The organism is Mesorhizobium sp., assembly GCF_004963255.1.
Taxonomy (GTDB): domain Bacteria; phylum Pseudomonadota; class Alphaproteobacteria; order Rhizobiales; family Rhizobiaceae; genus Mesorhizobium.
Genome location: NZ_SUGA01000020.1, coordinates 71,413 through 92,395, shown reverse-complemented (window position 1 = coordinate 92,395; position 20,983 = coordinate 71,413). Strand labels below are relative to the sequence as shown.

General features: G+C 63.8%; 18 protein-coding genes and 1 tRNA gene. 17 read left to right on the top strand and 2 right to left on the bottom strand.

The annotated features are described in order from the left end of the window. Window positions 1-71: 71 nt before the first annotated feature. The 16 genes from nuoG to E5X34_RS20395 all read left to right on the top strand — a co-directional run bounded on the left by nuoG (window position 72) and on the right by E5X34_RS20395 (window position 18,768). Window positions 72-2,153, top strand: a complete 2,082-nt coding sequence (gene nuoG / locus E5X34_RS20470; RefSeq protein ID WP_292568322.1) for an NADH-quinone oxidoreductase subunit NuoG — start codon at window positions 72-74, stop codon at window positions 2,151-2,153. Window positions 2,154-2,155: 2 nt separating this feature from the next. Continuing rightward, window positions 2,156-3,199 carry an NADH-quinone oxidoreductase subunit NuoH gene (gene nuoH / locus E5X34_RS20465; RefSeq protein WP_126082113.1) on the top strand — a complete coding sequence of 348 codons (1,044 nt, stop codon included), beginning with the start codon at window positions 2,156-2,158 and terminating at the stop codon, window positions 3,197-3,199. After that, the gene (nuoI, locus tag E5X34_RS20460; protein WP_042643165.1) at window positions 3,199-3,690 is read left to right on the top strand and encodes an NADH-quinone oxidoreductase subunit NuoI; all 492 of its coding nucleotides are present in this window, start codon (window positions 3,199-3,201) and stop codon (window positions 3,688-3,690) included. Before nuoH ends, nuoI begins: the two co-directional genes overlap by 1 nt. A 130-nt stretch (window positions 3,691-3,820) precedes the next feature. Next, on the top strand, window positions 3,821-4,441 hold the full coding sequence (locus E5X34_RS20455; protein WP_292568320.1) for an NADH-quinone oxidoreductase subunit J: 621 nt from the start codon (window positions 3,821-3,823) through the stop codon (window positions 4,439-4,441). Window position 4,442: 1 nt separating this feature from the next. Next, complete coding sequence (gene nuoK / locus E5X34_RS20450) at window positions 4,443-4,751, top strand: NADH-quinone oxidoreductase subunit NuoK (protein ID WP_040982022.1); 309 nt, start codon at window positions 4,443-4,445, stop codon at window positions 4,749-4,751. An 11-nt stretch (window positions 4,752-4,762) separates the two neighbouring features. Next, on the top strand, window positions 4,763-6,736 hold the full coding sequence (nuoL, locus tag E5X34_RS20445; protein ID WP_292568318.1) for an NADH-quinone oxidoreductase subunit L: 1,974 nt from the start codon (window positions 4,763-4,765) through the stop codon (window positions 6,734-6,736). Then, window positions 6,736-8,241: an NADH-quinone oxidoreductase subunit M gene (locus E5X34_RS20440; protein WP_292568316.1), complete on the top strand. Its 1,506-nt coding sequence runs from the start codon at window positions 6,736-6,738 to the stop codon at window positions 8,239-8,241. The genes nuoL and E5X34_RS20440 overlap by 1 nt, the downstream gene beginning before the upstream one ends. A gap of 14 nt (window positions 8,242-8,255) precedes the next feature. After that, the gene (gene nuoN / locus E5X34_RS20435; protein ID WP_292568314.1) at window positions 8,256-9,692 is read left to right on the top strand and encodes an NADH-quinone oxidoreductase subunit NuoN; all 1,437 of its coding nucleotides are present in this window, start codon (window positions 8,256-8,258) and stop codon (window positions 9,690-9,692) included. 4 nt (window positions 9,693-9,696) lie between these two features. Then, entirely contained in the window at window positions 9,697-10,518 is an 822-nt protein-coding gene (locus E5X34_RS20430; RefSeq protein ID WP_292568312.1) for a biotin--[acetyl-CoA-carboxylase] ligase, read from the top strand. A gap of 94 nt (window positions 10,519-10,612) precedes the next feature. Beyond that, a complete protein-coding gene (locus tag E5X34_RS20425; RefSeq protein WP_292568310.1) occupies window positions 10,613-12,283 on the top strand; it encodes a ribonuclease J in 1,671 nt (556 codons plus the stop codon). Window positions 12,284-12,419: 136 nt separating this feature from the next. Continuing rightward, entirely contained in the window at window positions 12,420-12,824 is a 405-nt protein-coding gene (gene mce / locus E5X34_RS20420) for a methylmalonyl-CoA epimerase (protein WP_292568308.1), read from the top strand. Next, window positions 12,821-13,105 (top strand): DUF1467 family protein, encoded by a 285-nt coding sequence (locus tag E5X34_RS20415; RefSeq protein ID WP_292568306.1) that lies wholly within the window; start codon window positions 12,821-12,823, stop codon window positions 13,103-13,105. Before mce ends, E5X34_RS20415 begins: the two co-directional genes overlap by 4 nt. Window positions 13,106-13,679: 574 nt before the next feature. Then, entirely contained in the window at window positions 13,680-15,008 is a 1,329-nt protein-coding gene (proS, locus tag E5X34_RS20410; protein WP_292568304.1) for a proline--tRNA ligase, read from the top strand. Continuing rightward, window positions 15,005-16,291 (top strand): lipoprotein-releasing ABC transporter permease subunit, encoded by a 1,287-nt coding sequence (locus tag E5X34_RS20405; protein ID WP_292568302.1) that lies wholly within the window; start codon window positions 15,005-15,007, stop codon window positions 16,289-16,291. The genes proS and E5X34_RS20405 overlap by 4 nt, the downstream gene beginning before the upstream one ends. After that, on the top strand, window positions 16,288-16,971 hold the full coding sequence (locus E5X34_RS20400) for an ABC transporter ATP-binding protein (protein ID WP_189343105.1): 684 nt from the start codon (window positions 16,288-16,290) through the stop codon (window positions 16,969-16,971). Before E5X34_RS20405 ends, E5X34_RS20400 begins: the two co-directional genes overlap by 4 nt. A 546-nt stretch (window positions 16,972-17,517) precedes the next feature. Then, complete coding sequence (locus E5X34_RS20395; protein WP_292568300.1) at window positions 17,518-18,768, top strand: SRPBCC family protein; 1,251 nt, start codon at window positions 17,518-17,520, stop codon at window positions 18,766-18,768. Between the two features lie 145 nt (window positions 18,769-18,913). Here E5X34_RS20395 and lipB read toward each other — a convergent pair whose 3' ends face one another. Further along, the gene (lipB, locus tag E5X34_RS20390) at window positions 18,914-19,657 is read right to left on the bottom strand and encodes a lipoyl(octanoyl) transferase LipB (protein ID WP_292568298.1); all 744 of its coding nucleotides are present in this window, start codon (window positions 19,655-19,657) and stop codon (window positions 18,914-18,916) included. A gap of 182 nt (window positions 19,658-19,839) precedes the next feature. Between lipB and E5X34_RS20385 the strand changes: the two genes are divergently transcribed. Beyond that, window positions 19,840-19,924, top strand: a tRNA-Leu gene (locus E5X34_RS20385). Window positions 19,925-20,075: 151 nt separating this feature from the next. Here the strand turns inward: E5X34_RS20385 and sucD are convergent. Then, on the bottom strand, window positions 20,076-20,975 hold the full coding sequence (gene sucD / locus E5X34_RS20380; protein ID WP_095815516.1) for a succinate--CoA ligase subunit alpha: 900 nt from the start codon (window positions 20,973-20,975) through the stop codon (window positions 20,076-20,078). Window positions 20,976-20,983 lie beyond the last annotated feature (8 nt).

Genomic DNA, 20,983 nt, shown 5'->3' with positions numbered 1-20,983 from the left:
TTGAAAAGCCGGGCGCGGTGCAAACCGCGCCCGGAAGATAGATTGCGGACATCCGCGAGGGTTTGAGGCGAATGGCAAAGCTAAAGGTCGACGGGAAAGAGATCACGGTACCCGACCATTACACGCTGCTGCAGGCGGCGGAGGATGCCGGCGCGGAAGTGCCGCGTTTCTGCTTCCATGAGCGGCTGTCCATCGCCGGCAATTGCCGCATGTGCCTGATCGAGGTGAAGGGCGGCCCGCCCAAGCCGCAGGCGTCTTGCGCCATGGGTGTGCGCGACCTGCGCCCCGGCCCGAATGGCGAGCCGCCGGAAATCTTCACCAACACGCCGATGGTCAAGAAGGCCCGTGAAGGCGTGATGGAGTTCCTGCTGATCAACCATCCGCTGGATTGCCCGATCTGCGACCAGGGCGGCGAGTGCGACCTGCAGGACCAGGCGATGGCGTTCGGCGTCGATTCCTCGCGCTATCACGAGAACAAGCGCGCGGTCGAAGACAAGTATATCGGCCCGCTGGTCAAGACCGTGATGAACCGCTGCATCCACTGCACGCGCTGCGTCCGCTTCACCACCGAAGTCGCCGGCATTTCCGAGCTCGGTCTGATCGGCCGCGGCGAGGATGCCGAGATCACCACCTATCTCGAACAGGCGATGACGTCGGAGCTGCAGGGCAACGTCATCGACCTTTGCCCGGTCGGCGCGCTGACCTCCAAGCCGTTCGCCTTCCAGGCGCGGCCGTGGGAACTGACCAAGACCGAATCGATCGACGTCATGGATGCCGTCGGCTCGGCGATCCGCGTCGATTCCAGGGGCCGTGAAGTGATGCGCATCCTGCCGCGCGTCAACGAGGCGGTGAACGAGGAGTGGATCTCCGACAAGACCCGCTTCATCTGGGACGGCCTGCGCACGCAGCGCCTCGACCGCCCCTATGTGCGCAAGAACGGCAAGCTCGCTCCGGCAAGCTGGGCGGAAGCCTTCGCGGCGATCAAGGACGAGGTGTCGAAGACCGCGCCCGAGCGGATCGGCGCGATTGCCGGCGATCTCGCGGCTGTCGAGGAAATCTACGCGCTCAAGCTTCTGATGAGCGCTCTCGGCTCGAAGAATATCGACTGCCGCCAGGACGGCGCTGCGCTCGATCCGTCGCTCGGCCGCGCCAGCTACATCTTCAACCCGACCATCGAAGGGATCGAGCAGGCCGACGCGGTGCTGATCATCGGCGCTAATCCGCGCTTCGAGGCTTCAGTGCTCAATGCCCGTATCCGCAAGCGCTGGCGCGTCGGCAACCTGCCCGTTGGCGTGATCGGCGAGATCGGCGACACACGCTACGACTATGATCTGATCGGCGCCGGTCCGGAATCGCTGAAGGATCTCGCTGACGGCAACGGCAAATTCTTCGAGGTGCTGAGCAAGGCCACGCATCCGCTGATCATCGTCGGCCAGGGCGCACTGGCGCGCACGGATGGCGCGGCGGTGCTCGGCCAGGCGGCAAAGCTCGCCACCGCCGTCAACGCGGTCACGGCCGAATGGAACGGTTTTGCGGTGCTGCACAACGCCGCTGCGCGCGTCGGCGGCCTCGATGTCGGCTTCGTGCCGGGCGAGGGCGGCAAGAACGTTGCCGGCATGCTGGGCGACACCGATGTGCTCTTCCTGCTCGGCGCCGACGAAATCGACATGGCCAGGACCGGCGGCGCCTTCGTCGTCTATATCGGCACACATGGCGATGCCGGCGCGCACCGCGCAAACGTCATCCTGCCGGCCGCGGCCTACACCGAAAAGTCCGGCACCTATGTGAACACGGAAGGCCGTGTGCAGCAGACCAACCGCGCCGGTTTCGCTCCGGGCGAGGCGCGCGAGGACTGGGCGATTCTCAGGGCGCTGTCGGATGTGCTCGGCAAGAAGCTGCCCTTCGATTCGCTGGCGCAGCTGCGCGCCAAGCTCTATGGCGAATTCCCGCATCTCGCCCGCATCGATCAGGTGCAGGCCGGCAGCGGCGACGATATCGCCAAGGTGGCGAAGCTCGGCGGCCGCTTGAACAAAGGCACCTTCACCTCGTCGGTGAAGGATTTCTACCTGACCAACCCGATCGCGCGGGCGTCGGCCGTGATGGCTGAATGCTCGGCGCTGGCCAAGAGCGGCTTCAAGCAGGCGGCGGAATAAGCATGGACACTTTCCTCTCGATTTACGTGCTGCCGGCGCTGCTGATCCTTCTGAAGTCGGTCGTGCTGATCGTCGTGCTTCTGATCGGCGTCGCCTACCTGCTCTATGCCGACCGCAAGATCTGGGCGGCGGTGCAATTGCGCCGCGGCCCGAACGTCGTCGGCCCGTGGGGTACGCTGCAGGCCTTCGCCGACCTTTTGAAATTCGTCTTCAAGGAGCCGGTGATCCCGTCGGGCGCCAACAAAGGCGTGTTCCTGCTGGCGCCGCTGGTGTCGGCGGTGCTGGCGATCTCGGCCTGGGCGGTCATTCCGGTCAATGACGGCTGGGCGATCGCCAACATCAATGTCGGCATTCTCTATGTCTTCGCCATCTCCTCGCTCGAGGTCTATGGCGTGATCATGGGCGGCTGGGCGTCGAATTCCAAATACCCGTTCCTCGGCGCGCTGCGCTCGGCCGCGCAGATGGTGTCCTACGAAGTCTCGATCGGCTTCGTCATCGTCACCGTGCTGCTTTGCGTCGGCTCGCTCAACCTCTCCGACATCGTCATGTCGCAGCAGGACGGCCTCGGCACCAAGCTCGGCCTGCCCAACACCTTCCTCGACTGGCATTGGCTGTCGCTGCTGCCGATGTTCGTGGTGTTCTTCATCTCCGCGCTCGCCGAGACCAACCGCCCGCCTTTCGACCTTGTGGAAGCGGAATCGGAACTCGTCGCCGGCCACATGGTTGAATATTCGTCGACGCCGTTCCTGCTCTTCTTCCTCGGCGAGTATGTCGCCGTCGTCCTGATGTGCGCGCTGGCGACCATCCTGTTCCTCGGCGGCTGGCTGCCGCCGTTCAATTTCGCGCCCTTCACCTGGATACCGGGCGTGATCTGGTTCGTGCTGAAGATCTGCCTGATGTTCTTCATGTTCTCGATGGTGAAGGCTTTTGTGCCGCGCTACCGCTACGACCAACTGATGCGGCTGGGCTGGAAAGTCTTCCTGCCGATCTCGCTGTTCATGGTCGTCGCCACCGCGGCCTTCCTCAAGATCACGGGGTTTGCGTGATGTCCGCTCTGGCCCAGGCCGCAAAATCGCTGCTGCTGAAGGATTTCGTCAGCGCCTTCTTCCTGTCGATGCGCCAGTTCTTCGCGCCGAAGGAAACCATCAACTATCCGCACGAGAAGGGGCCGACCAGCCCGCGCTTCCGCGGCGAACATGCGCTGCGCCGCTATCCGAACGGTGAGGAACGCTGCATCGCCTGCAAGCTGTGCGAGGCGATCTGTCCGGCGCAGGCCATCACCATCGAGGCCGGCCCGCGCCGCAATGACGGCACGCGCCGTACCGTGCGCTACGACATCGACATGGTGAAGTGCATCTATTGCGGCTTCTGCCAGGAAGCCTGCCCGGTCGACGCCATCGTCGAGGGGCCGAATTTCGAATTCGCGACCGAGACGCGCGAGGAGCTTTATTACAACAAGGAAAAGCTGCTCGCGAACGGCGATCGCTGGGAGCGGGAGCTGGCGCGCAACATCGCGCTGGACTCGCCTTACAGGTGATCAGCGTGCTTCTCCCCGTAGACGGGGAGAAGCAACAAGAAAGTGGACGGCGCAACGTCGTCCGTCTAAGGAACACGCGGTTTCGAACCGGAGGCGGGTCGGAGTCGAAATTTGGAACCCGGGGGAACCCATGCTGAGTGGATTAGAGGCGGCCTTTTTCTACCTCTTCGCCTTTATCGCCGTGGCGTCGGCCTTCATGGTCATTTCGTCGCGCAACCCCGTGCATTCGGTGCTCTTCCTGATCCTCACCTTCTTCAACGCCGCCGGCCTGTTCATGCTGACCGGCGCCGAGTTTCTGGCGATGATCCTGCTCGTCGTCTATGTCGGGGCGGTGATGGTGCTGTTCCTGTTCGTCGTCATGATGCTCGACGTCGACTTCGCCGAGATGAAGCAGGGCGCGCTGCAATATGCGCCGATCGGCGCGCTGGTCGGGCTGATCCTGGCGGCGGAGCTGATCATCGTGCTCGGCGGCTACACATTCGCGCCGCAGCTGGCCTCGACGGTCGCCAAGGCAACGCCGGATCTCGCCACGCGCTCCAACACGGCCGCACTCGGCGACATCCTCTATACGGACTACCTCTATTATTTCCAGATTTCCGGCCTGGTGCTGCTGGTCGCCATGATCGGCGCCATCGTGCTGACGCTGCGCCACAAGCCGGGCGTCAAGCGGCAGTCGATCGCCGCGCAGGTCGGACGCACGCCGGCGACAGGCATGGAAATCCGCAAGGTCAAATCGGGCGAGGGCATCTGAGATGGTCGTCGGCATTGCACATTACCTGACCGTATCGGCGATCCTGTTCACGCTCGGCGTGTTCGGCATCTTCCTGAACCGCCGCAACATCATCGTCATCCTGATGTCGGTCGAGCTCATCCTGCTCGCGGTCAACATCAATTTCGTCGCGTTCTCGGCGGCGCTGCATGACCTCGTCGGACAGGTCTTCGCCCTGTTCGTGCTGACGGTCGCGGCCGCTGAAGCCGCGATCGGTCTTGCCATTCTTGTCGTCTTCTTCCGCAACCGCGGCTCGATCGCGGTCGAAGACGTGAGCGCGATGAAGGGTTGACGGGAACCACCATGTATCAGGCTATCGTCTTCCTTCCGCTGCTCGGCTTCCTGATTGTCGGCCTGTTCGGCAATTCGCTCGGCGCCAAGGCTTCCGAATACATCACCTCCGGCTTCCTGGTGATCGCGGCTATCCTGTCCTGGATCGCCTTCTTCACCGTCGGCTTCGGCCATGGCGAGGTGTTCACCGTGCCGGTGCTCCGCTGGATCCAGTCGGGCGGCATCGACGCCTCCTGGGCACTCAGGATCGACACGCTGACGGTGGTAATGCTGGTCGTCGTCAACACGGTGTCGGCGCTGGTTCACATCTATTCGATCGGCTACATGCACCACGATCCGAACCGGCCGCGCTTCTTCGCCTATCTGTCGCTGTTCACCTTCGCCATGCTGATGCTGGTGACGGCCGACAACCTCATCCAGATGTTCTTCGGCTGGGAAGGCGTCGGTCTCGCCTCCTACCTGCTGATCGGCTTCTGGTACAAGAAGCCGTCGGCCAACGCCGCCGCCATCAAGGCCTTCGTCGTCAACCGCGTCGGCGATTTCGGCTTCGCGCTCGGCATCTTCGGCGTGTTCGTGCTCTTTGGCTCGGTCAATCTGAGCACCGTGTTTGCCAATGCAGCGTCATTCCTGCCGGCCGAAGGCGCGCCTGCCGGTGCTGCCGTGCTCACCTTCCTCGGCCATGCGCTCGACAAGCAGACGGCGCTGACCGTCGTCTGCCTGCTGCTCTTCATGGGCGCCATGGGCAAATCGGCGCAGGTGCCGCTGCACACCTGGCTGCCGGATGCCATGGAAGGCCCGACGCCGGTCTCGGCGCTCATCCACGCGGCGACCATGGTGACCGCCGGCGTGTTCATGCTGGCCAGGCTGTCGCCGCTGTTCGAGCTGTCGCACTCGGCGCTGACCGTCGTCACCTTCATCGGCGCCTTCACCGCCTTCTTCGCGGCGACCGTCGGCCTCGTCCAGAACGACATCAAGCGCGTCATCGCCTATTCGACCTGCTCGCAGCTCGGCTACATGTTCGTGGCGCTCGGCGTCGGCGCCTATGGCGCGGCGATCTTCCATCTGTTCACGCACGCCTTCTTCAAGGCGCTGCTGTTCCTTGGCTCCGGCTCGGTCATCCACGCGGTGTCCGACGAGCAGGACATGCGCAAGATGGGCGGGCTGCGCAAGCTGATCCCGACCACCTACTGGATGATGATCATAGGCACGCTGGCGCTGACCGGCGTCGGCATCCCGGCAACGGTGATCGGCACCGCCGGCTTCTTCTCCAAGGACGCCATCATCGCGACCTCCTTCGCCAGCCACAATGCGGTCGCCGGCTTCGCCTTCATCCTGCTGGTGGTCGCCGCCTGCTTCACCAGCTTCTATTCATGGCGGCTGATCTTCATGACCTTCCACGGCGAGCCGCGCGCCAGCCACGAAGTCATGCACCATGTCCATGAATCGCCGCCGGTGATGCTGGTGCCGCTCTATGTGCTGGCGGCCGGCGCGCTGTTCGCGGGCATCATCTTCCATGTCGCCTTCATCGGCGAGGGCTATGCCGAGTTCTGGAAGGCGTCGCTGTTCACGCTGCCGGATAACCATATCCTGCACGAGATCCACGAGCTGCCACTCTGGGTGGAACTGGCGCCGTTCGTGGCCATGGTGATCGGCCTGCTGGTTGCCTGGAAGTTCTACATCCGCTCACCGGAACTGCCTCGCAGCGTCGCCGCCAACCACCGCCTGCTCTACGCCTTCCTGCTCAACAAGTGGTACTTTGACGAACTCTACGACTTCCTGTTCGTTCAGCCGGCCAAGCGCCTCGGCAGGTTCCTGTGGAAGACGGGTGACGGCACGATCATCGACGGTCTCGGCCCCGATGGCGTCTCGGCGCGCGTCGTCGACGTCACCAACCGGGTCGTCAAGCTGCAGACCGGCTACCTCTACCACTATGCTTTTGCCATGCTGATCGGCGTGGCCGCTCTCGTCACCTGGATGATGCTCTGATGACCGACTGGCCAATTCTCTCGCTGGTCACCTTCCTGCCGCTGGTTGGTGTTCTCTTAATTCTGCCGATCAGCGACGACAGCGAAAACGCGCGCCGCAACATCCGTGCGATCGCCTTCATCACGACGGCGTTCACCTTCCTCATCTCGCTGTTCATCTGGAAAGGCTTCGACAATTCGCAGGCCGGCTTCCAGTTCGTCGAGAAGCACGCCTGGCTGGATTCGGGCATTTCCTACCACATGGGCGTCGACGGCATCTCGATGCTGTTCGTTATCCTGACGACCTTCCTGATGCCGCTTTCCATCCTCGCCTCCTGGGAAGCGATCGAGAAGCGGGTCAAGGCCTATATGATCGCCTTCCTGATCCTCGAGACGCTGATGATCGGCGTGTTCTGCGCGCTCGACATCGTGCTGTTCTACGTCTTCTTCGAGGCCGGCCTGATCCCGATGTTCATCATCATCGGCGTCTGGGGCGGCAAGCGGCGCGTCTATGCCTCGTTCAAGTTCTTCCTCTACACGCTCGCCGGTTCGGTGCTGATGCTGCTCGCCATCATGGCGATGTTCTTCCAGTCGGGCACCACGGATATCCCGACACTGCTGACGCATCAGTTCCCGGCCAACATGCAGACCTGGCTATGGCTCGCCTTCTTCGCCTCCTTCGCGGTGAAGATGCCGATGTGGCCAGTGCACACCTGGCTACCCGATGCCCACGTCGAGGCACCGACGGCGGGCTCGGTCATCCTGGCGGCCATCCTCTTGAAGATGGGCGGGTACGGCTTCCTGCGCTTCTCGCTGCCGATGTTCCCGGAAGCGTCGGCGATGTTCGCGCCTCTGGTGTTCACCCTCTCCGTAGTCGCCATCATCTACACCTCGCTGGTGGCGCTGATGCAGGAGGACATGAAGAAGCTGATCGCCTATTCGTCGGTCGCCCATATGGGCTTCGTGACCATGGGCATCTTCGCGATGAACCAGGAAGGCGTGCAGGGCGCGATCTTCCAGATGCTCAGCCACGGCCTCGTGTCGGGCGCGCTGTTCCTGTGCGTCGGCGTCATCTACGACCGCATGCATACGCGCGAGATCGATGCCTATGGCGGCCTTGTCAACAACATGCCGAAATACGCCACCGTGTTCATGATCTTCACCATGGCCAATGTCGGCCTGCCGGGCACCAGCGGCTTCATCGGCGAGTTCCTGACCATGCTCGGCGTGTTCAGGGTCAACACCTGGGTGGCGTTCTTCGCCGCGACCGGCGTCATCCTGTCGGCGGCCTATGCGCTCTGGCTCTATCGCCGGGTGATCTTCGGCGCGCTCACCAAGGACAGCCTGAAGAACCTGCTCGATCTTTCGCCGCGCGAAAAGGCGATCATCTACCCGCTCGTGGTGCTGGTCATCTTCTTCGGCGTCTACCCGGCGCCGGTGTTCGACGCGACGGCTCAATCGGTCAAGTCGCTCGTCACCAACGTCACCGCATCCATCAATTCCGCGCAGACCGCGGCGGCGAACTGACTGGGGAATAGACCATGACGCCGGACCTTCTCTCCAGCCTTTCGCTCTCGACGCCGGAATTGATCCTCGCCGTCGGCGCGCTGGTGCTCCTGATGATCGGAGCCTATTCGCGCTCCAACAACACCATGACCGTGACCGGCCTGGCCGTTCTCGTGCTGGTGGTGGCCGGACTCTGGCTCGCCTTCTCCGGCGGCAAGGGCGCGGCCTATGGCGGCGCCTTCGTGCAGGATGCCTTCGGCGGCTTCATGAAGATGCTGGCGCTGATCGGCTCGGCGGTTTCGCTGGTGATGTCGATGCGCTTTGCGCGCCAGGAACATTTCGACAAGTTCGAATTCCCGGTCCTGGTGCTGCTCTGCACGCTCGGCATGCTTCTGATGATCTCGGCCAACGGCATGATCGGGCTTTATCTCGGGCTCGAGCTGCAATCGCTGGCGATCTATGTGCTGGCGGCGATCAACCGTGACAATTTGCGCTCGACCGAGGCGGGCCTGAAATATTTCGTCCTCGGCGCGCTGTCCTCGGGCATGCTGCTCTACGGCATCAGCCTCGTCTATGGGTACACCGGCAACACCGGCTTCCAGGAGATCGCGACGGCCCTTGGCAGCGGCGAGCGCCAGCTCGGCCTCGTCTTCGGCCTGGTGTTCGTGCTCGCCGGCCTCGCCTTCAAGATCTCGGCCGTGCCGTTCCACATGTGGACGCCGGACGTCTATGAAGGCGCGCCGACCCCGATCACCGCTTTCCTGGCGGCGGCTCCGAAGATGGCGGCGATGGCGCTGATCGTGCGCGTCACCATGGGCGCCTTCAAGCCGATCGCTTCGGACTGGCAGCAGATCGTCGTCTTCATCTCGATCGCCTCGATGGCGCTCGGCGCTTTCGCGGCCATCGGCCAGACCAACATCAAGCGCCTGATGGCCTATTCCTCGATCGGCCATATGGGCTACGCGCTGGTCGGCCTTGCCGCCAACAGCCAGGCCGGCGTGCGCGGCGTCGCCATCTACATGCTGATCTACCTTGTGATGACGCTCGGCACCTTCGCCTTCATCCTCGCCATGCGGCGCAAGGAAGGCAATGTCGAGCAGATCAGCGACCTTTCCGGTCTCGCCTCGACCAACCCGGTCATGGCCACTATCCTCACCATCCTGATGTTCTCGCTGGCCGGCATTCCGCCGCTCGCGGGCTTCTGGGGGAAATGGTATGTGTTTCTCGCCGCCATCAACGCGCATCTTTACGCCCTGGCGATCATCGGCGTTCTGGCCTCGGTGGTGGGCGCCTACTATTACCTGCGCATCATCAAGATCATGTGGTTCGACGAGCCTGTCGGCGGTTTTGTGCCGATGGCCAGCGAGCTGCGCCTTGTGCTCGGCGTCAGCGGCGCCTTCGTGCTGTTCTACGTGCTGATCGGCGGACCGATCGGCAGCTATGCCGAAGCCGCCGCGAAGACCTTCTTCTGACGGGATGGCGTTTCGGCTGGCTCCAACCGCGGCGTCGGAGGGGTTCCGGCTCGAGGCGCATGACAGCGTCGGCTCCACCAACGCGCTGGCGCTGGAGCATGCGCGCGCCGGCGATCCCGGCAGGCTCTGGGTCGTGTCGAAGAAGCAGGAGAGCGGCCGCGGCCGGCGCGGGCGCGCCTGGGCGACGCCGGAAGGCAATCTTGCGGCGACACTGCTCCTGGTTCCGGGCGGCGAGCTGCGGCTGGCAGCGACGCTTGGCTTCGTCGCGGGGCTGGCGCTGGCCGACGCGCTCGACGCCGTCGTGCCGAAAGGCCGGATCGCCGTCGCCTTGGATGGCGCGAGCCAGGGGCGCAACCGCTTCGAGCTGAAATGGCCGAACGATGTGCTGGCCTCGGGCGCCAAGCTTGCCGGCATACTGCTGGAATCGACGATGCTGGAAGGCGGCCGTTTCGCGGTCGCCATCGGCATCGGCGTCAATGTCGTGGCTTATCCCGAGGACTTGCCTTATCCAGCGACCTCGCTCAGCGCGCTCGGCGCCGATTGCGATGCCGAAATGCTGTTCCTGGCGCTTTCCGATGCCTGGAGCGAGAATGCCCGGATGTGGGATGACGGGCGCGGGCTCGATGCCATCAGAAAGCGCTGGCTTGCCCGCGCGGCGGGGCTTGGCGGCGAGGTTGCTGTCAGAATTGACGGCAATGTGGTGCGCGGCGTCTTCGAAACCATTGACGAGGACTGCCGTTTCGTGATCCGCGACGATGAGGGATCGGTTTTAACGATCGCGGCGGGTGACGTGCATTTCGGCGCTGTCGCCTCCGCCCGGGTATAGTTTTATTTTGCGCCGTTCCGGACGAAGTCATTGACTACGGTTTTCCCGGAATTGCTCCAACGGCTTGGCCTGGCGGCCAGGAAGGAAAGAATTCATGGCGAATAGAGAAAACGCCGAGCTCGTCTTCGCGCCGCTGGGCGGCGTCGGCGAGATCGGCATGAATTTCGCCCTTTATGGTTATGGGCCGGCGGACGCGCGCGAATGGATCGTCGTCGATGTCGGCGTCACCTTCCCCGATAGCGCGCATCCCGGCGTCGATCTCATCCTGCCCGATACGCGCTTCATCGAGGAGAATATCGACGGCCTGCGCGGCATCGTCATCACCCACGCGCATGAGGACCACTACGGCGCGCTGCTCGATATCTGGCCGAGGCTCAAGGCGCCGGTCTGGATGACGCCGTTCACCGCAGGCCTGCTCGAAGCCAAGCGGCAGGGCGAGCAGAACGCTCCGAAGATTCCGGCGTCCATCTACCGGGCCGGCGAGAAATTCACCATCGGACCTTTCGAGATCGAGGCCATTCCGGTGGCGCACTCGATTCCCGAGCCGATGTCGCTGGCGATCACCACGCCGGCCGGCACCGTCATCCATACCGGCGACTGGAAGATCGACCCCGAGCCGACGATCGGCCCGAAGACCGACGAGGCGCGGTTCCGCGCGTATGGCGACAAGGGCGTGCTGGCGCTGATCTGCGATTCCACCAACGCGTTGAGGGAAGGGGAGTCGCCGTCGGAAGTGGCGGTGGGCGAAGGCCTCAAGGGCGTCATCGAGAAGGCCAAGGGCCGCGTCGCGGTCACCACTTTCTCCTCCAATGTCGGGCGCATCGTCTCGATAGCGCGCGCGGCGCGCGATGCCGGCCGGCAGTGCCTGGTGCTCGGCCGCTCGCTGAAGCGCGTCATCGATGTGGCGGGCGAGCTCGGCTACATGGATGGCCTGCCGGAGTTCATCGCCGAGGAAGACTATGGCTATATCCCGCGCGAGAACCTGGTGATCATCTGCACCGGCAGCCAGGGCGAGCCGCTCGCCGCGCTTGCCAAGCTGTCGCGCGACGAGATGAAGTCGGTGGCGCTGACGGCCGGCGACACGGTGGTGTTCTCCTCGCGTACCATTCCCGGCAACGAGAGGGCGATCCTGGAAATCAAGAACCGGCTGATCGACCTCGGCATGAAGATCATCGAGGATGGCGACGCGCTGGTGCATGTGTCGGGCCATCCGCGCCGCAGCGAATTGCGCAAGATGTATGAATGGGTGCGGCCGCAGATCGGCGTTCCCGTGCATGGCGAGGCGGCGCATCTGGTGGCGCAGGGCTCGCTGATGTCGATGTCGGGCATCGGCCAGGTGGCGCAGGTGCGCGACGGCGACATGCTCAGACTCTGGCCGGGTCCGGCGACGATCATCGACCAGCTGCCGTTCGGCCGGCTCTACAAGGATGGCAACCTGATCGGCACCGACCAGGCGATGGGCATACGCGACCGGCGCAAGCTTTCCTTCGCCGGGCATGTCGCGGTCAATGTCGTGCTCGACGAGAAATACGAGCTAGCCGGCGATCCCGACCTGGTGGCGATCGGCGTGGCCGAGGCGGATGCCAGCGGCGAGACGCTGGAAGACCTGATGCTCGATGCGGCAATCGGCGCGGTGGACTCCATTCCGCGCCAGCGCCGAAAAGACCTTGACCTGGTGCAGGAAGCCGTGCGCCGCGCCGTGCGCGCCGCCGCCAACGACGCCTGGGGCAAGAAGCCGCTGGTGACGGTGTTCGTGACGCGGTGACGAACAGGGGAATAGGGGAGTAAGGCAGTAAGGCAGTAAGGGAGTAGGGAAGAACGAAGAGCGCTTCTTCTCGGTTTTGTTTTTCCCTACTCCCTTACTGCCTTACTCCCTTATTCCCCTAAAAGCGGAGCGCTTTATGCTTGGACGCCTGAACCATGTCGCGCTTGCCGTGCCGGATCTGGCCGCGGCGATGGCTGCCTATCGCGATATGCTGGGCGCGCGATTGAGCGAGCCGCAGGCGCTGCCGGAGCATGGCGTGACGGTGGTGTTCGTCGATGTCGGCAACACGAAGATCGAGTTGCTGGAGCCGCTGGGCGATGCCTCGCCGATCGCGGCGTTTCTCGAGAAAAACCCTTCGGGCGGCATGCACCATGTCTGCTACGAGGTCGACGATATCCTGGCCGCGCGCGATCATTTGAAGCAAATCGGCGCCCGCGTGCTGGGCGACGGCAACCCGAAGATCGGCGCGCATGGCAAGCCGGTGCTGTTCCTGCATCCCAAGGATTTCTTCGGCACGCTCGTCGAACTGGAGCAGGCATGAACTGGGTCCTGTTCGCGGCGCTGTTCTTCGTCACCTGGTGGCTGGTGCTGTTCATCGTCCTGCCGTTCAGCCTGCGCACGCAGGACGACGACAGCGATGTCACGCTTGGAACGGTTTCCAGCGCGCCGCGCGGGCCGCATATGCGGCGCGCCTTCCTGCGCGCGACGGTCGTGACGGTGGTCGTGATGGGTATTCTCTACGGCCTAACGATGGGCCTGGGTTTCAGCTTCGACGACATCATGCGGATCATGCCGGACTTTAGTCCGAATACCCATCACTGAGGCTGAGGACACAGTCTCCGCAAGTATTGCGAAGCATGCGCGCGCAAGGGTTGAGATCGGAAGCCGGCTTCCGATTTTCGCGTGCGCAGGATGGTCAAGCTGTTTGGCAGAGGGCTGGGCTAAGCAGATGATTGCACAAAAAAAATGCAAGGCACGAGGCCTTGCAATTTAAACGCGTCCGATCCGTTTCCGGTGTCCGGCGGCAGCGAGTTACCGCGCCTAGATCGCATCCTCCCAAGACTTTGACCGCGTAGGAGAGCAGATTTTTCTCCGCCCTCTCGGTTATCGGCGCACACTAGACCAAGGCAGGTGAAAATGTCACGAAGAATTTTGCCTGGAAACGGGCAATATCGTGCTGCACTGCACAATAGTGCGGCAAGGCTTGCTTGTGAATCGATCAAAAAGCCATTTGCGGCACTTTGCGGTCAAAATCGCCTTTTTGGTAAGGTGCAGAAGGCCCGATACTTTGGGGCACTCGGGTTTCCATTCGGCCATGAAATGGCTATGAAGCCCGGGCAAGCAGCCTCGGTTGCGCCGATTCCCCGCGCCGCCATTTTCACTCACGGACCAGTCCATGCGTTTGTCGCGCTACTTCCTGCCCATCCTCAAAGAAAACCCCCGCGAGGCCGAGATCGTCTCGCACCGGCTGATGCTGCGCGCGGGCATGATCCGCCAGCAGGGGCAGGGCAGCTTTTCGTGGCTGCCATTGGGCAAGCGCGTGCTGGACAAGGTTTGCCAGATCATCCGCGAGGAGCAGAATCGCGCCGGCGCGCTGGAAATCCTGATGCCGACCATCCAGTCGGCGGATCTTTGGCGGGAAAGCGGCCGTTACAACGACTACGGCAAGGAGATGCTGCGCATCAAGGACCGGCAAGACCGCGATATGCTCTACGGCCCAACCAACGAAGAGATGGTCACCGAGATTTTCCGCGCCTACGTCAAGTCCTACAAGGACCTGCCGCTCAATCTCTACCACATCCAGTGGAAGTTCCGCGACGAGGTGCGCCCGCGCTTCGGCGTCATGCGCTCACGCGAGTTCCTGATGAAGGACGCCTATTCCTTCGACCTTGATTTCGAAGGCGCCAGGGCCGCCTACAACCGCATGTTCGTCTCCTATCTCAGAACCTTCACACGCATGGGCCTGCAGGCCATCCCGATGCGCGCCGACACCGGTCCGATCGGCGGCGACCTCAGCCACGAGTTCATCATCCTGGCCGAGACCGGCGAGAGCCAGGTGTTCTGCGACCGCGCCTATCTCTCGCTCGACGTGCCTGGCGCGAACACCAACTTCGCCGACGATGCCGAGATCGGCGGCATCGTGCAGAAATGGACGACGCCTTACGCGGCCACCGACGAAATGCATGACGAGGCAGCCTGGGAGAAAGTCGCCGAAGGCGACCGGCTTTCGGCGCGCGGCATCGAGGTCGGCCATATCTTCCATTTCGGCGAGAAGTACTCCAAGCCGATGAACGCCAAGGTGACCGGTCCCGACGGCAAGGATCATTATGCGTCCGGCGGTTCCTACGGCATCGGCCCGTCGCGCCTGGTCGCGGCGATCATCGAGGCGAGCCATGATGAGAACGGCATCATCTGGCCGGAGGCGGTGGCGCCCTTCGACATCGGCCTGATCAACATGAAGGTCGGCGACGCCGACTGCGACCGCGTCTGCGACGATCTCTACGCGGCGCTGACCTCGGCCGGCAAGGACGTGCTTTATGACGATACCGACCAGCGGCCCGGCGGCAAATTCGCCACCGCGGACCTGATCGGCCTGCCGTGGCAGGTGATCGTCGGTCCGCGCGGCGTGGCGGCAGGCGAGGTCGAGATCAAGAACCGCAAGTCGGGCGAGCGCGAGACGCTGCCGATCGCCGAGGCCAGGAAGCGCCTGGGTATCGCCGCATGAGCGAGGCGGCGACAGCGGCCAGGTCAGGGGCGGGCGCCTTTTCCGGCTTCGAGCGCATGGTGGCGTGGCGCTATCTGCGCTCGCGGCGCAAGGAAACGGTGATCTCGGTCATCGCCTCCATCTCCTTCCTCGGCATCATGCTCGGCGTCGCGACGCTGATCGTCGTCATGGCGGTGATGAATGGTTTCCGCGCCGAGCTGCTCACGCGGATCCTCGGCGTCAACGGCCATCTCATCGTGCAGCCGCTCGATTCGCCGCTGGAGGATTACGCCCAGGTGGCGAGCCGCATCAACGGCGTCTCAGGCGTCAAATACGCCATCCCGCTGATCGACGGCCAGGTGCTGGCGCAAGGCAATGTCGGCGGCGGCACGGGCGCACTGGTGCGCGGCATCCGCGGCGAGGACCTCAGCAAGATCTCGATCGTTTCCAGCAACATCAAGCAGGGCACGCTCGGCGGTTTCGACACCGGCGAGGGCGTGGCGATCGGCAAGCGCATGGCGGAAAGCCTCGGGCTGGCGCTCGGCGACACCATCACGCTGATCTCACCGGACGGCGACGTGACGCCGCTCGGCACGACGCCGCGCATGAAGGGCTACAAGGTGGCCGCGATCTTCGAGGTCGGCATGTCGGAATATGACAGCTCGATCGTCTACATGCCATTTTCGGAAGCGCAGCTCTATTTCAACATGGACGGGCGCGCGCAGACCATCGAGATCTATGTCGACAATCCCGATAATGTCGATGCGCTGAAGCCGCTGGTCGAGCAGGCGGCGCAGCGGCCGGTCGACCTCGTCGACTGGCGCCAGCGCAACGAGACCTTCTTCTCGGCGCTGCAGGTCGAGCGCAACGTCATGTTCATGATTCTCACGCTGATCGTGCTGGTGGCGGCGCTCAACATCATTTCGGGCCTCATCATGCTGGTGAAGGACAAGGGCCACGACATCGCCATCTTGCGCACGATGGGCGCCTCGCGCGGCGCGATCCTGCGCATCTTCCTGATGACGGGAGCGGCGATCGGGGTCACCGGCACGCTTGCCGGCGTGCTGCTCGGCGTCGTCATCTGCATCAACATCGAATCGATCCGCCAGTTCTTCTCGTGGATGACCGGCAGGATCCTGTTCAACCCCGAGCTCTATTTTCTCAGCCAGCTGCCGGCGAAGATGGACCCGCGCGAGACGACTTATGTCGTCATCATGGCGCTGGGCCTGTCCTTCATTGCGACGGTGTTTCCGGCTTGGCGGGCCGCCCGGCTCGATCCTGTCGAAGCCTTGAGGTACGAGTGATGGCCGAAGCCATTATCGAGCTGAAGGGCGTCGAGCGGCACTATGTCCAGGGGCCGCGCAAGCTCACCATTCTGAACGGCGCCGACTTTTCGCTCAGGCGCGGCGAGATGGTGGCGCTGGTGGCGCCATCGGGTTCCGGCAAGTCGACCTTGCTGCATACGGCGGGACTGCTGGAGCGGCCTGACGCGGGCGACGTGATCCTCGCCGGCCGCGCCTGTGGGCGGCTCTCCGACGAAGAAAGAACCGCGATCCGGCGCAACGATATCGGCTTCGTCTACCAGTTCCATCATCTGCTGCCGGAATTCTCGGCGCTCGAAAACATCATGATGCCGCAGCTGATCAAGGGACTTCCTCCCAAGGAGGCATCGGAGCGGGCGGCACAGCTTCTGGATTACATGCAGATCGGCAAGCGCGCGCAGCACCGGCCGGCCGAGCTTTCCGGTGGCGAGCAGCAGCGTGTCGCCATTGCCCGCGCGGTCGCCAATGCGCCGCTGGTGCTCCTGGCCGACGAGCCGACCGGCAATCTCGATCCGACGACCGCCTCCTATGTCTTCGACGCGCTGGAAGCGCTGGTCCGGCAATCGGGGCTGGCGGCGCTGATCGTCACGCACAACCATGAGCTGGCCTCGCGCATGGACCGGCGGGTGACGCTGGCCGAAGGCAAGGTGGTGCCCCTGTAGGCCAAGCCGGTATTCGGATGAGGCTGGCCTGCGGACGGCAGTTTCCTGCGCTTCCGGTGCTCACGTACTTTAAGTACGCTCCGCTCCGGTTCTCGGAACCTACCATCCTCGACTCAGCCTGATCCGAATCTCGGCTTGGCCTGGCTCCGCGCAACGAACCTATCCCTCGTCAACCTTTCCTTAACCCTGCCCAAACGGACCGCGCGGATTCGCTGCAGCGCGCGGTCGACAGTCGTTGACATTCGAACAAAATTAGAACAAATTACGAACATACTAACAACGGAGAGAGTTATGTCTGATCTGGTTCAGGATGTCATCTCGCTGGTTTGCATGAGCACCTTTCTCGTTTCCATGGCGATCTGGATCGGCGCCATGTGATCAGGCGGCCTCGCCGCCGCTGTTTCGGGCGGGCGAGGGCCCGCCGTTGCGGGATGGGCAGGAACCCGTCTAGGGCCGGCAAGAACCCGCCCATTGTTGTTAAGTCTTTCTTGGCCGCGCCGACGTAGGCTGCCCCCTCCAGACAGGAGCCCAAGACAGGGGAGCCAAGTGTCGGTCTTCGTCACGGTCACCCTCGTGGCCGGCAATCTCGGACTGATCTTCCTTTTGATGACCGTGCCGCTCGGGCTGCGCACGGTGACGGTCAGCCGCGTGATCAAGGCCGACCGCGAGCGCCTCTGGCAGGCGTTGTGGCCGTTCGGCAGCGACGCCGGGTGGTCCGAGGAAATCCTCTCCGCTGAGCCCTTGGACGGCGAAGGGACGGCGCTGATCAGATTGTCCTGGGATGGCCGGGACGGGCGGCCGATTGAACGCAAGTCGCGGTTCGAGGATGTCGGCGAGGGCAGTCGCTTCTCGATGACCGTCATCGAGGACACGGCGCTCGACCCGTCGTTCTGGGCGAACTATCGCGAGACCGTCGCGCTTGTGCCCGAGGGCGATGCGACGCGGGTGACGTTTACCCAGACCGACCGCTATCGCGGCGTTGCCTTCCTGGTCTTTCGTTTCTTCGCCATGCGCCGCGAGATACGCAAGCTGGATGTCTGGGCGGCTACCGGCACTTATCGCAAGGGCGGCTGGTTCGAGCATCCGCTGAGCCAGATCGGCTTTGCCGCGCTCTCGGCCCTGATCCTGTGGCCGTTCTTCGGCCTCAATATCGGCGGGCTGGCGCTGGCCGCGATCCTGACCTCGGTGGTCGCCCTGCATGAGCTCGGTCATATGGCCGCCTTCCGTCTAACGGGACATCGCCGGGCGCGCATGATCTTCATCCCGTTGCTTGGCGGCATTGCCATCGGCGGCAGGCCCTATGACAGCCGCTTCGAAGTTGCTTTCGTGGCGCTGATGGGTGCCGGCTTCTCCGCCTTCCTGGTGCCGGTGCTGATCGCCGCCAGCGGCCTTGCCGGCAGCGAAGGACATCGCCTGGCCGCGACGCTTTTGGCGACGCTTGCCGGCTGCGCATCGCTGTTCAACATCGCCAATCTGGTGCCGGTGTGGAAATTCGACGGCGGCCAGGTGCTGCGCCAGATCTGCCCCGGCCCGGCGGTACTCGCGCTGGCGTCCTTCCTGCTCTTGTCCGCGCTTCTAGCGCTCGGCTGGCGGGCCGGTTTCTCGCCGAGCTTCCTGCTGATCGCCGGCGCGGTGTTCTCGATCCTCAGCCTCATCACCGTGGGTAGCGGCGTGAAGCCGCGCCACGAGCTGAAGCCGATCAAGACCTTCGACCGATTGGTCATGGCCGGCGCTTTGCTCGCGGTCTTCGCCATCCATGGCTATGGGATGCTGTGGGCTTCCGCCCAGTTGATGTAGGGTATGTTGATATTCAGGTGAGGCCGGCGGCTTCCTGCGCTTCCGGTGCTCACGTACTTAAGTACGTTCCGCTCCGGTTCTCGGAAGCCACCCGTTTTCGACTCGGCCTGACCTGAATCTCAACACACCCCAGGCCGGAGACAGCTCAGCCGGCCTTGCGAGCAGGCTCGGCGACTGGAACGGCGGCGGGGCCAAACACATCCTCAAAGGCTGATTTCAGCGCCAGGTCGAGGTCGGCCATCGTGACCGGCAGGCCGAGGTCGACAAGGCTGGTCACGCCATGGTCCGAGACGCCGCAGGGCACGATGCCGCTGAAATGGCCGAGATCCGGCTCGACATTGATGGCGATGCCGTGGAAGCTCACCCATCGCCTCAGCCGGATACCTATTGCCGCGATCTTGTCCTCGGCCGGCGAGCCGTCGGGCAGGGCAGGGCGATCCGGCCGCACCACCCAGACGCCGACGCGGTCCTCGCGCCGCTCGCCGCGCACATTGAAGGCGGCAAGTGTTTCGATGATCCATCGTTCGAGCGCCGCGACGAAGGCGCGCACATCCTCGCGCCGGCGCTTGAGGTCGAGCATGACATAGGCCACGCGCTGGCCGGGGCCGTGATAGGTGTATTCGCCGCCGCGACCCGCGGCAAAGACCGGAAAGCGGTCGGGGTCGATCAGGTCTTCGCTGCGCGCGCTGGTTCCGGCGGTGTAGAGCGGCGGATGCTCGACCAGCCAGACCATCTCGCCTGCCGCGCCGCTGCGGATCGCCTCGGCGCGCGCCTCCATGAAGGCCAGCGCGTCCGGATAGGAGGTCAGGCCGGGTTCGATCACCCATTCCACCGGCGCCGAGCCGGGCAGGGGCAGGAACGACGTGGCGATCTGGCTGCGTTCTGTCATGGAACTTTCTCGATGTTGCTCTCATATGGCGGCATTCGGCCAAAACGTCCAGTTTCACCGGTGTGAAGCCGGCCTGTAGAGGGTTGTGCAAATGAGCGACGATTATTCCGCTCAGCGCACTTGTTTCGCCGGAAACGATTTGCTACAGGCCCCGGGCCGGACGGTTCCGGCTCCTACCACGTGCGGTCGTGGCGGAATTGGTAGACGCGCAGCGTTGAGGTCGCTGTGGGGCAACCCGTGGAAGTTCGAGTCTTCTCGACCGCACCAAACCTTCGCCAAAGGCCTTGGAATTAGCGCTGCCCTGCGACTGTTGTCGTTGCTGCCTGCGGTGCTCGTTTGCCAAACGAAAAGCGGCGGGCGGGTCATGAAGACCGCGCCACCGCCTGGTATTCCTAGCCGGTTTAAAAGCTCGGCTGGATCACGCCGCCTTCTTGGTCCGCGCCAGCGTATCCGCCACCACTTCGCCGAAGGAGGCCGGGGTGGGCACGATGACGACGCCGGCCTCTTTCAGGATTTCGACCTTTTCCTGCGCCGACTCGCCGAAGGCGGAGATGATCGCGCCGGCATGGCCCATGCGCCTTCCTTTCGGGGCGGAAAGCCCGGCGATATAGGCGATCAGGGGTTTGCGCATGTTGTCGCGCGCCCAGATCGCGGCTTCGGCTTCCTGCGGGCCGCCGATCTCGCCGATCATCACCACGGCGTCGGTGTCGTCGTCGCGCTCGAAGAGCTGCAATATGTCCTTGAAGGACGAGCCGTTGATGGGATCGCCGCCGATGCCGACGCTGGTCGACACGCCGATGCCGAGCGCCTTCATCTGCGAGGCGGCCTCGTAGCCCAGCGTGCCGGAGCGGCCGACGATGCCGACGCGTCCGGGCAGGTAGATGCTGCCCGGCATGATGCCCATCAGCGCCTGTCCGGGCGTGATGACGCCGGCGCAGTTGGGACCGACCAGGCGCATGCGGTCCTCGAAGCGGTAGCGGCGCATATAGCGCTTCACCTGCATCATGTCCTGCGACGGTATGCCGTCGGTGATGCAGACGCACAGCTTTATCCCGGCATCCGCCGCTTCCATGATCGAATCGGCGGCAAAGGGCGGCGGCACGAAGACGATGCTCGCCTCGGCGCGGGTCTCGCGCACCGCGCCCTTGACGGTGTTGAAGACGGGCAGGCCGAGATGCGTCTGGCCGCCCTTGCCGGGGGTGACGCCACCGACCAGCTTGGTGCCGTAGCGCTTCATGTCCTCGGCATGGAAGCTGCCGATCTTGCCGGTGAAACCCTGGACGATCACGCGCGTGCTGCGGTTGAGCAGGATTGCCATTTCTCGAC

Excerpts from the sequence above, each read along its gene's own strand:
- E5X34_RS20455 (WP_292568320.1), top strand. The coding sequence starts at position 3,821 with ATGCTGAGTGGATTAGAGGCGGCCTTTTTCTACCTCTTCGCCTTTATC.
- nuoL (WP_292568318.1), top strand. The coding sequence starts at position 4,763 with ATGTATCAGGCTATCGTCTTCCTTCCGCTGCTCGGCTTCCTGATTGTC.
- nuoG (WP_292568322.1), top strand. The coding sequence starts at position 72 with ATGGCAAAGCTAAAGGTCGACGGGAAAGAGATCACGGTACCCGACCAT.
- nuoN (WP_292568314.1), top strand. The coding sequence starts at position 8,256 with ATGACGCCGGACCTTCTCTCCAGCCTTTCGCTCTCGACGCCGGAATTG.
- nuoI (WP_042643165.1), top strand. The coding sequence starts at position 3,199 with ATGTCCGCTCTGGCCCAGGCCGCAAAATCGCTGCTGCTGAAGGATTTC.
- E5X34_RS20425 (WP_292568310.1), top strand. The coding sequence starts at position 10,613 with ATGGCGAATAGAGAAAACGCCGAGCTCGTCTTCGCGCCGCTGGGCGGC.
- sucD (WP_095815516.1), bottom strand. The coding sequence starts at position 20,975 with ATGGCAATCCTGCTCAACCGCAGCACGCGCGTGATCGTCCAGGGTTTC.
- lipB (WP_292568298.1), bottom strand. The coding sequence starts at position 19,657 with ATGACAGAACGCAGCCAGATCGCCACGTCGTTCCTGCCCCTGCCCGGC.
- E5X34_RS20405 (WP_292568302.1), top strand. The coding sequence starts at position 15,005 with ATGAGCGAGGCGGCGACAGCGGCCAGGTCAGGGGCGGGCGCCTTTTCC.
- E5X34_RS20440 (WP_292568316.1), top strand. The coding sequence starts at position 6,736 with ATGACCGACTGGCCAATTCTCTCGCTGGTCACCTTCCTGCCGCTGGTT.
- nuoK (WP_040982022.1), top strand. The coding sequence starts at position 4,443 with ATGGTCGTCGGCATTGCACATTACCTGACCGTATCGGCGATCCTGTTC.
- E5X34_RS20430 (WP_292568312.1), top strand. The coding sequence starts at position 9,697 with ATGGCGTTTCGGCTGGCTCCAACCGCGGCGTCGGAGGGGTTCCGGCTC.
- proS (WP_292568304.1), top strand. The coding sequence starts at position 13,680 with ATGCGTTTGTCGCGCTACTTCCTGCCCATCCTCAAAGAAAACCCCCGC.
- E5X34_RS20415 (WP_292568306.1), top strand. The coding sequence starts at position 12,821 with ATGAACTGGGTCCTGTTCGCGGCGCTGTTCTTCGTCACCTGGTGGCTG.
- nuoH (WP_126082113.1), top strand. The coding sequence starts at position 2,156 with ATGGACACTTTCCTCTCGATTTACGTGCTGCCGGCGCTGCTGATCCTT.
- mce (WP_292568308.1), top strand. The coding sequence starts at position 12,420 with ATGCTTGGACGCCTGAACCATGTCGCGCTTGCCGTGCCGGATCTGGCC.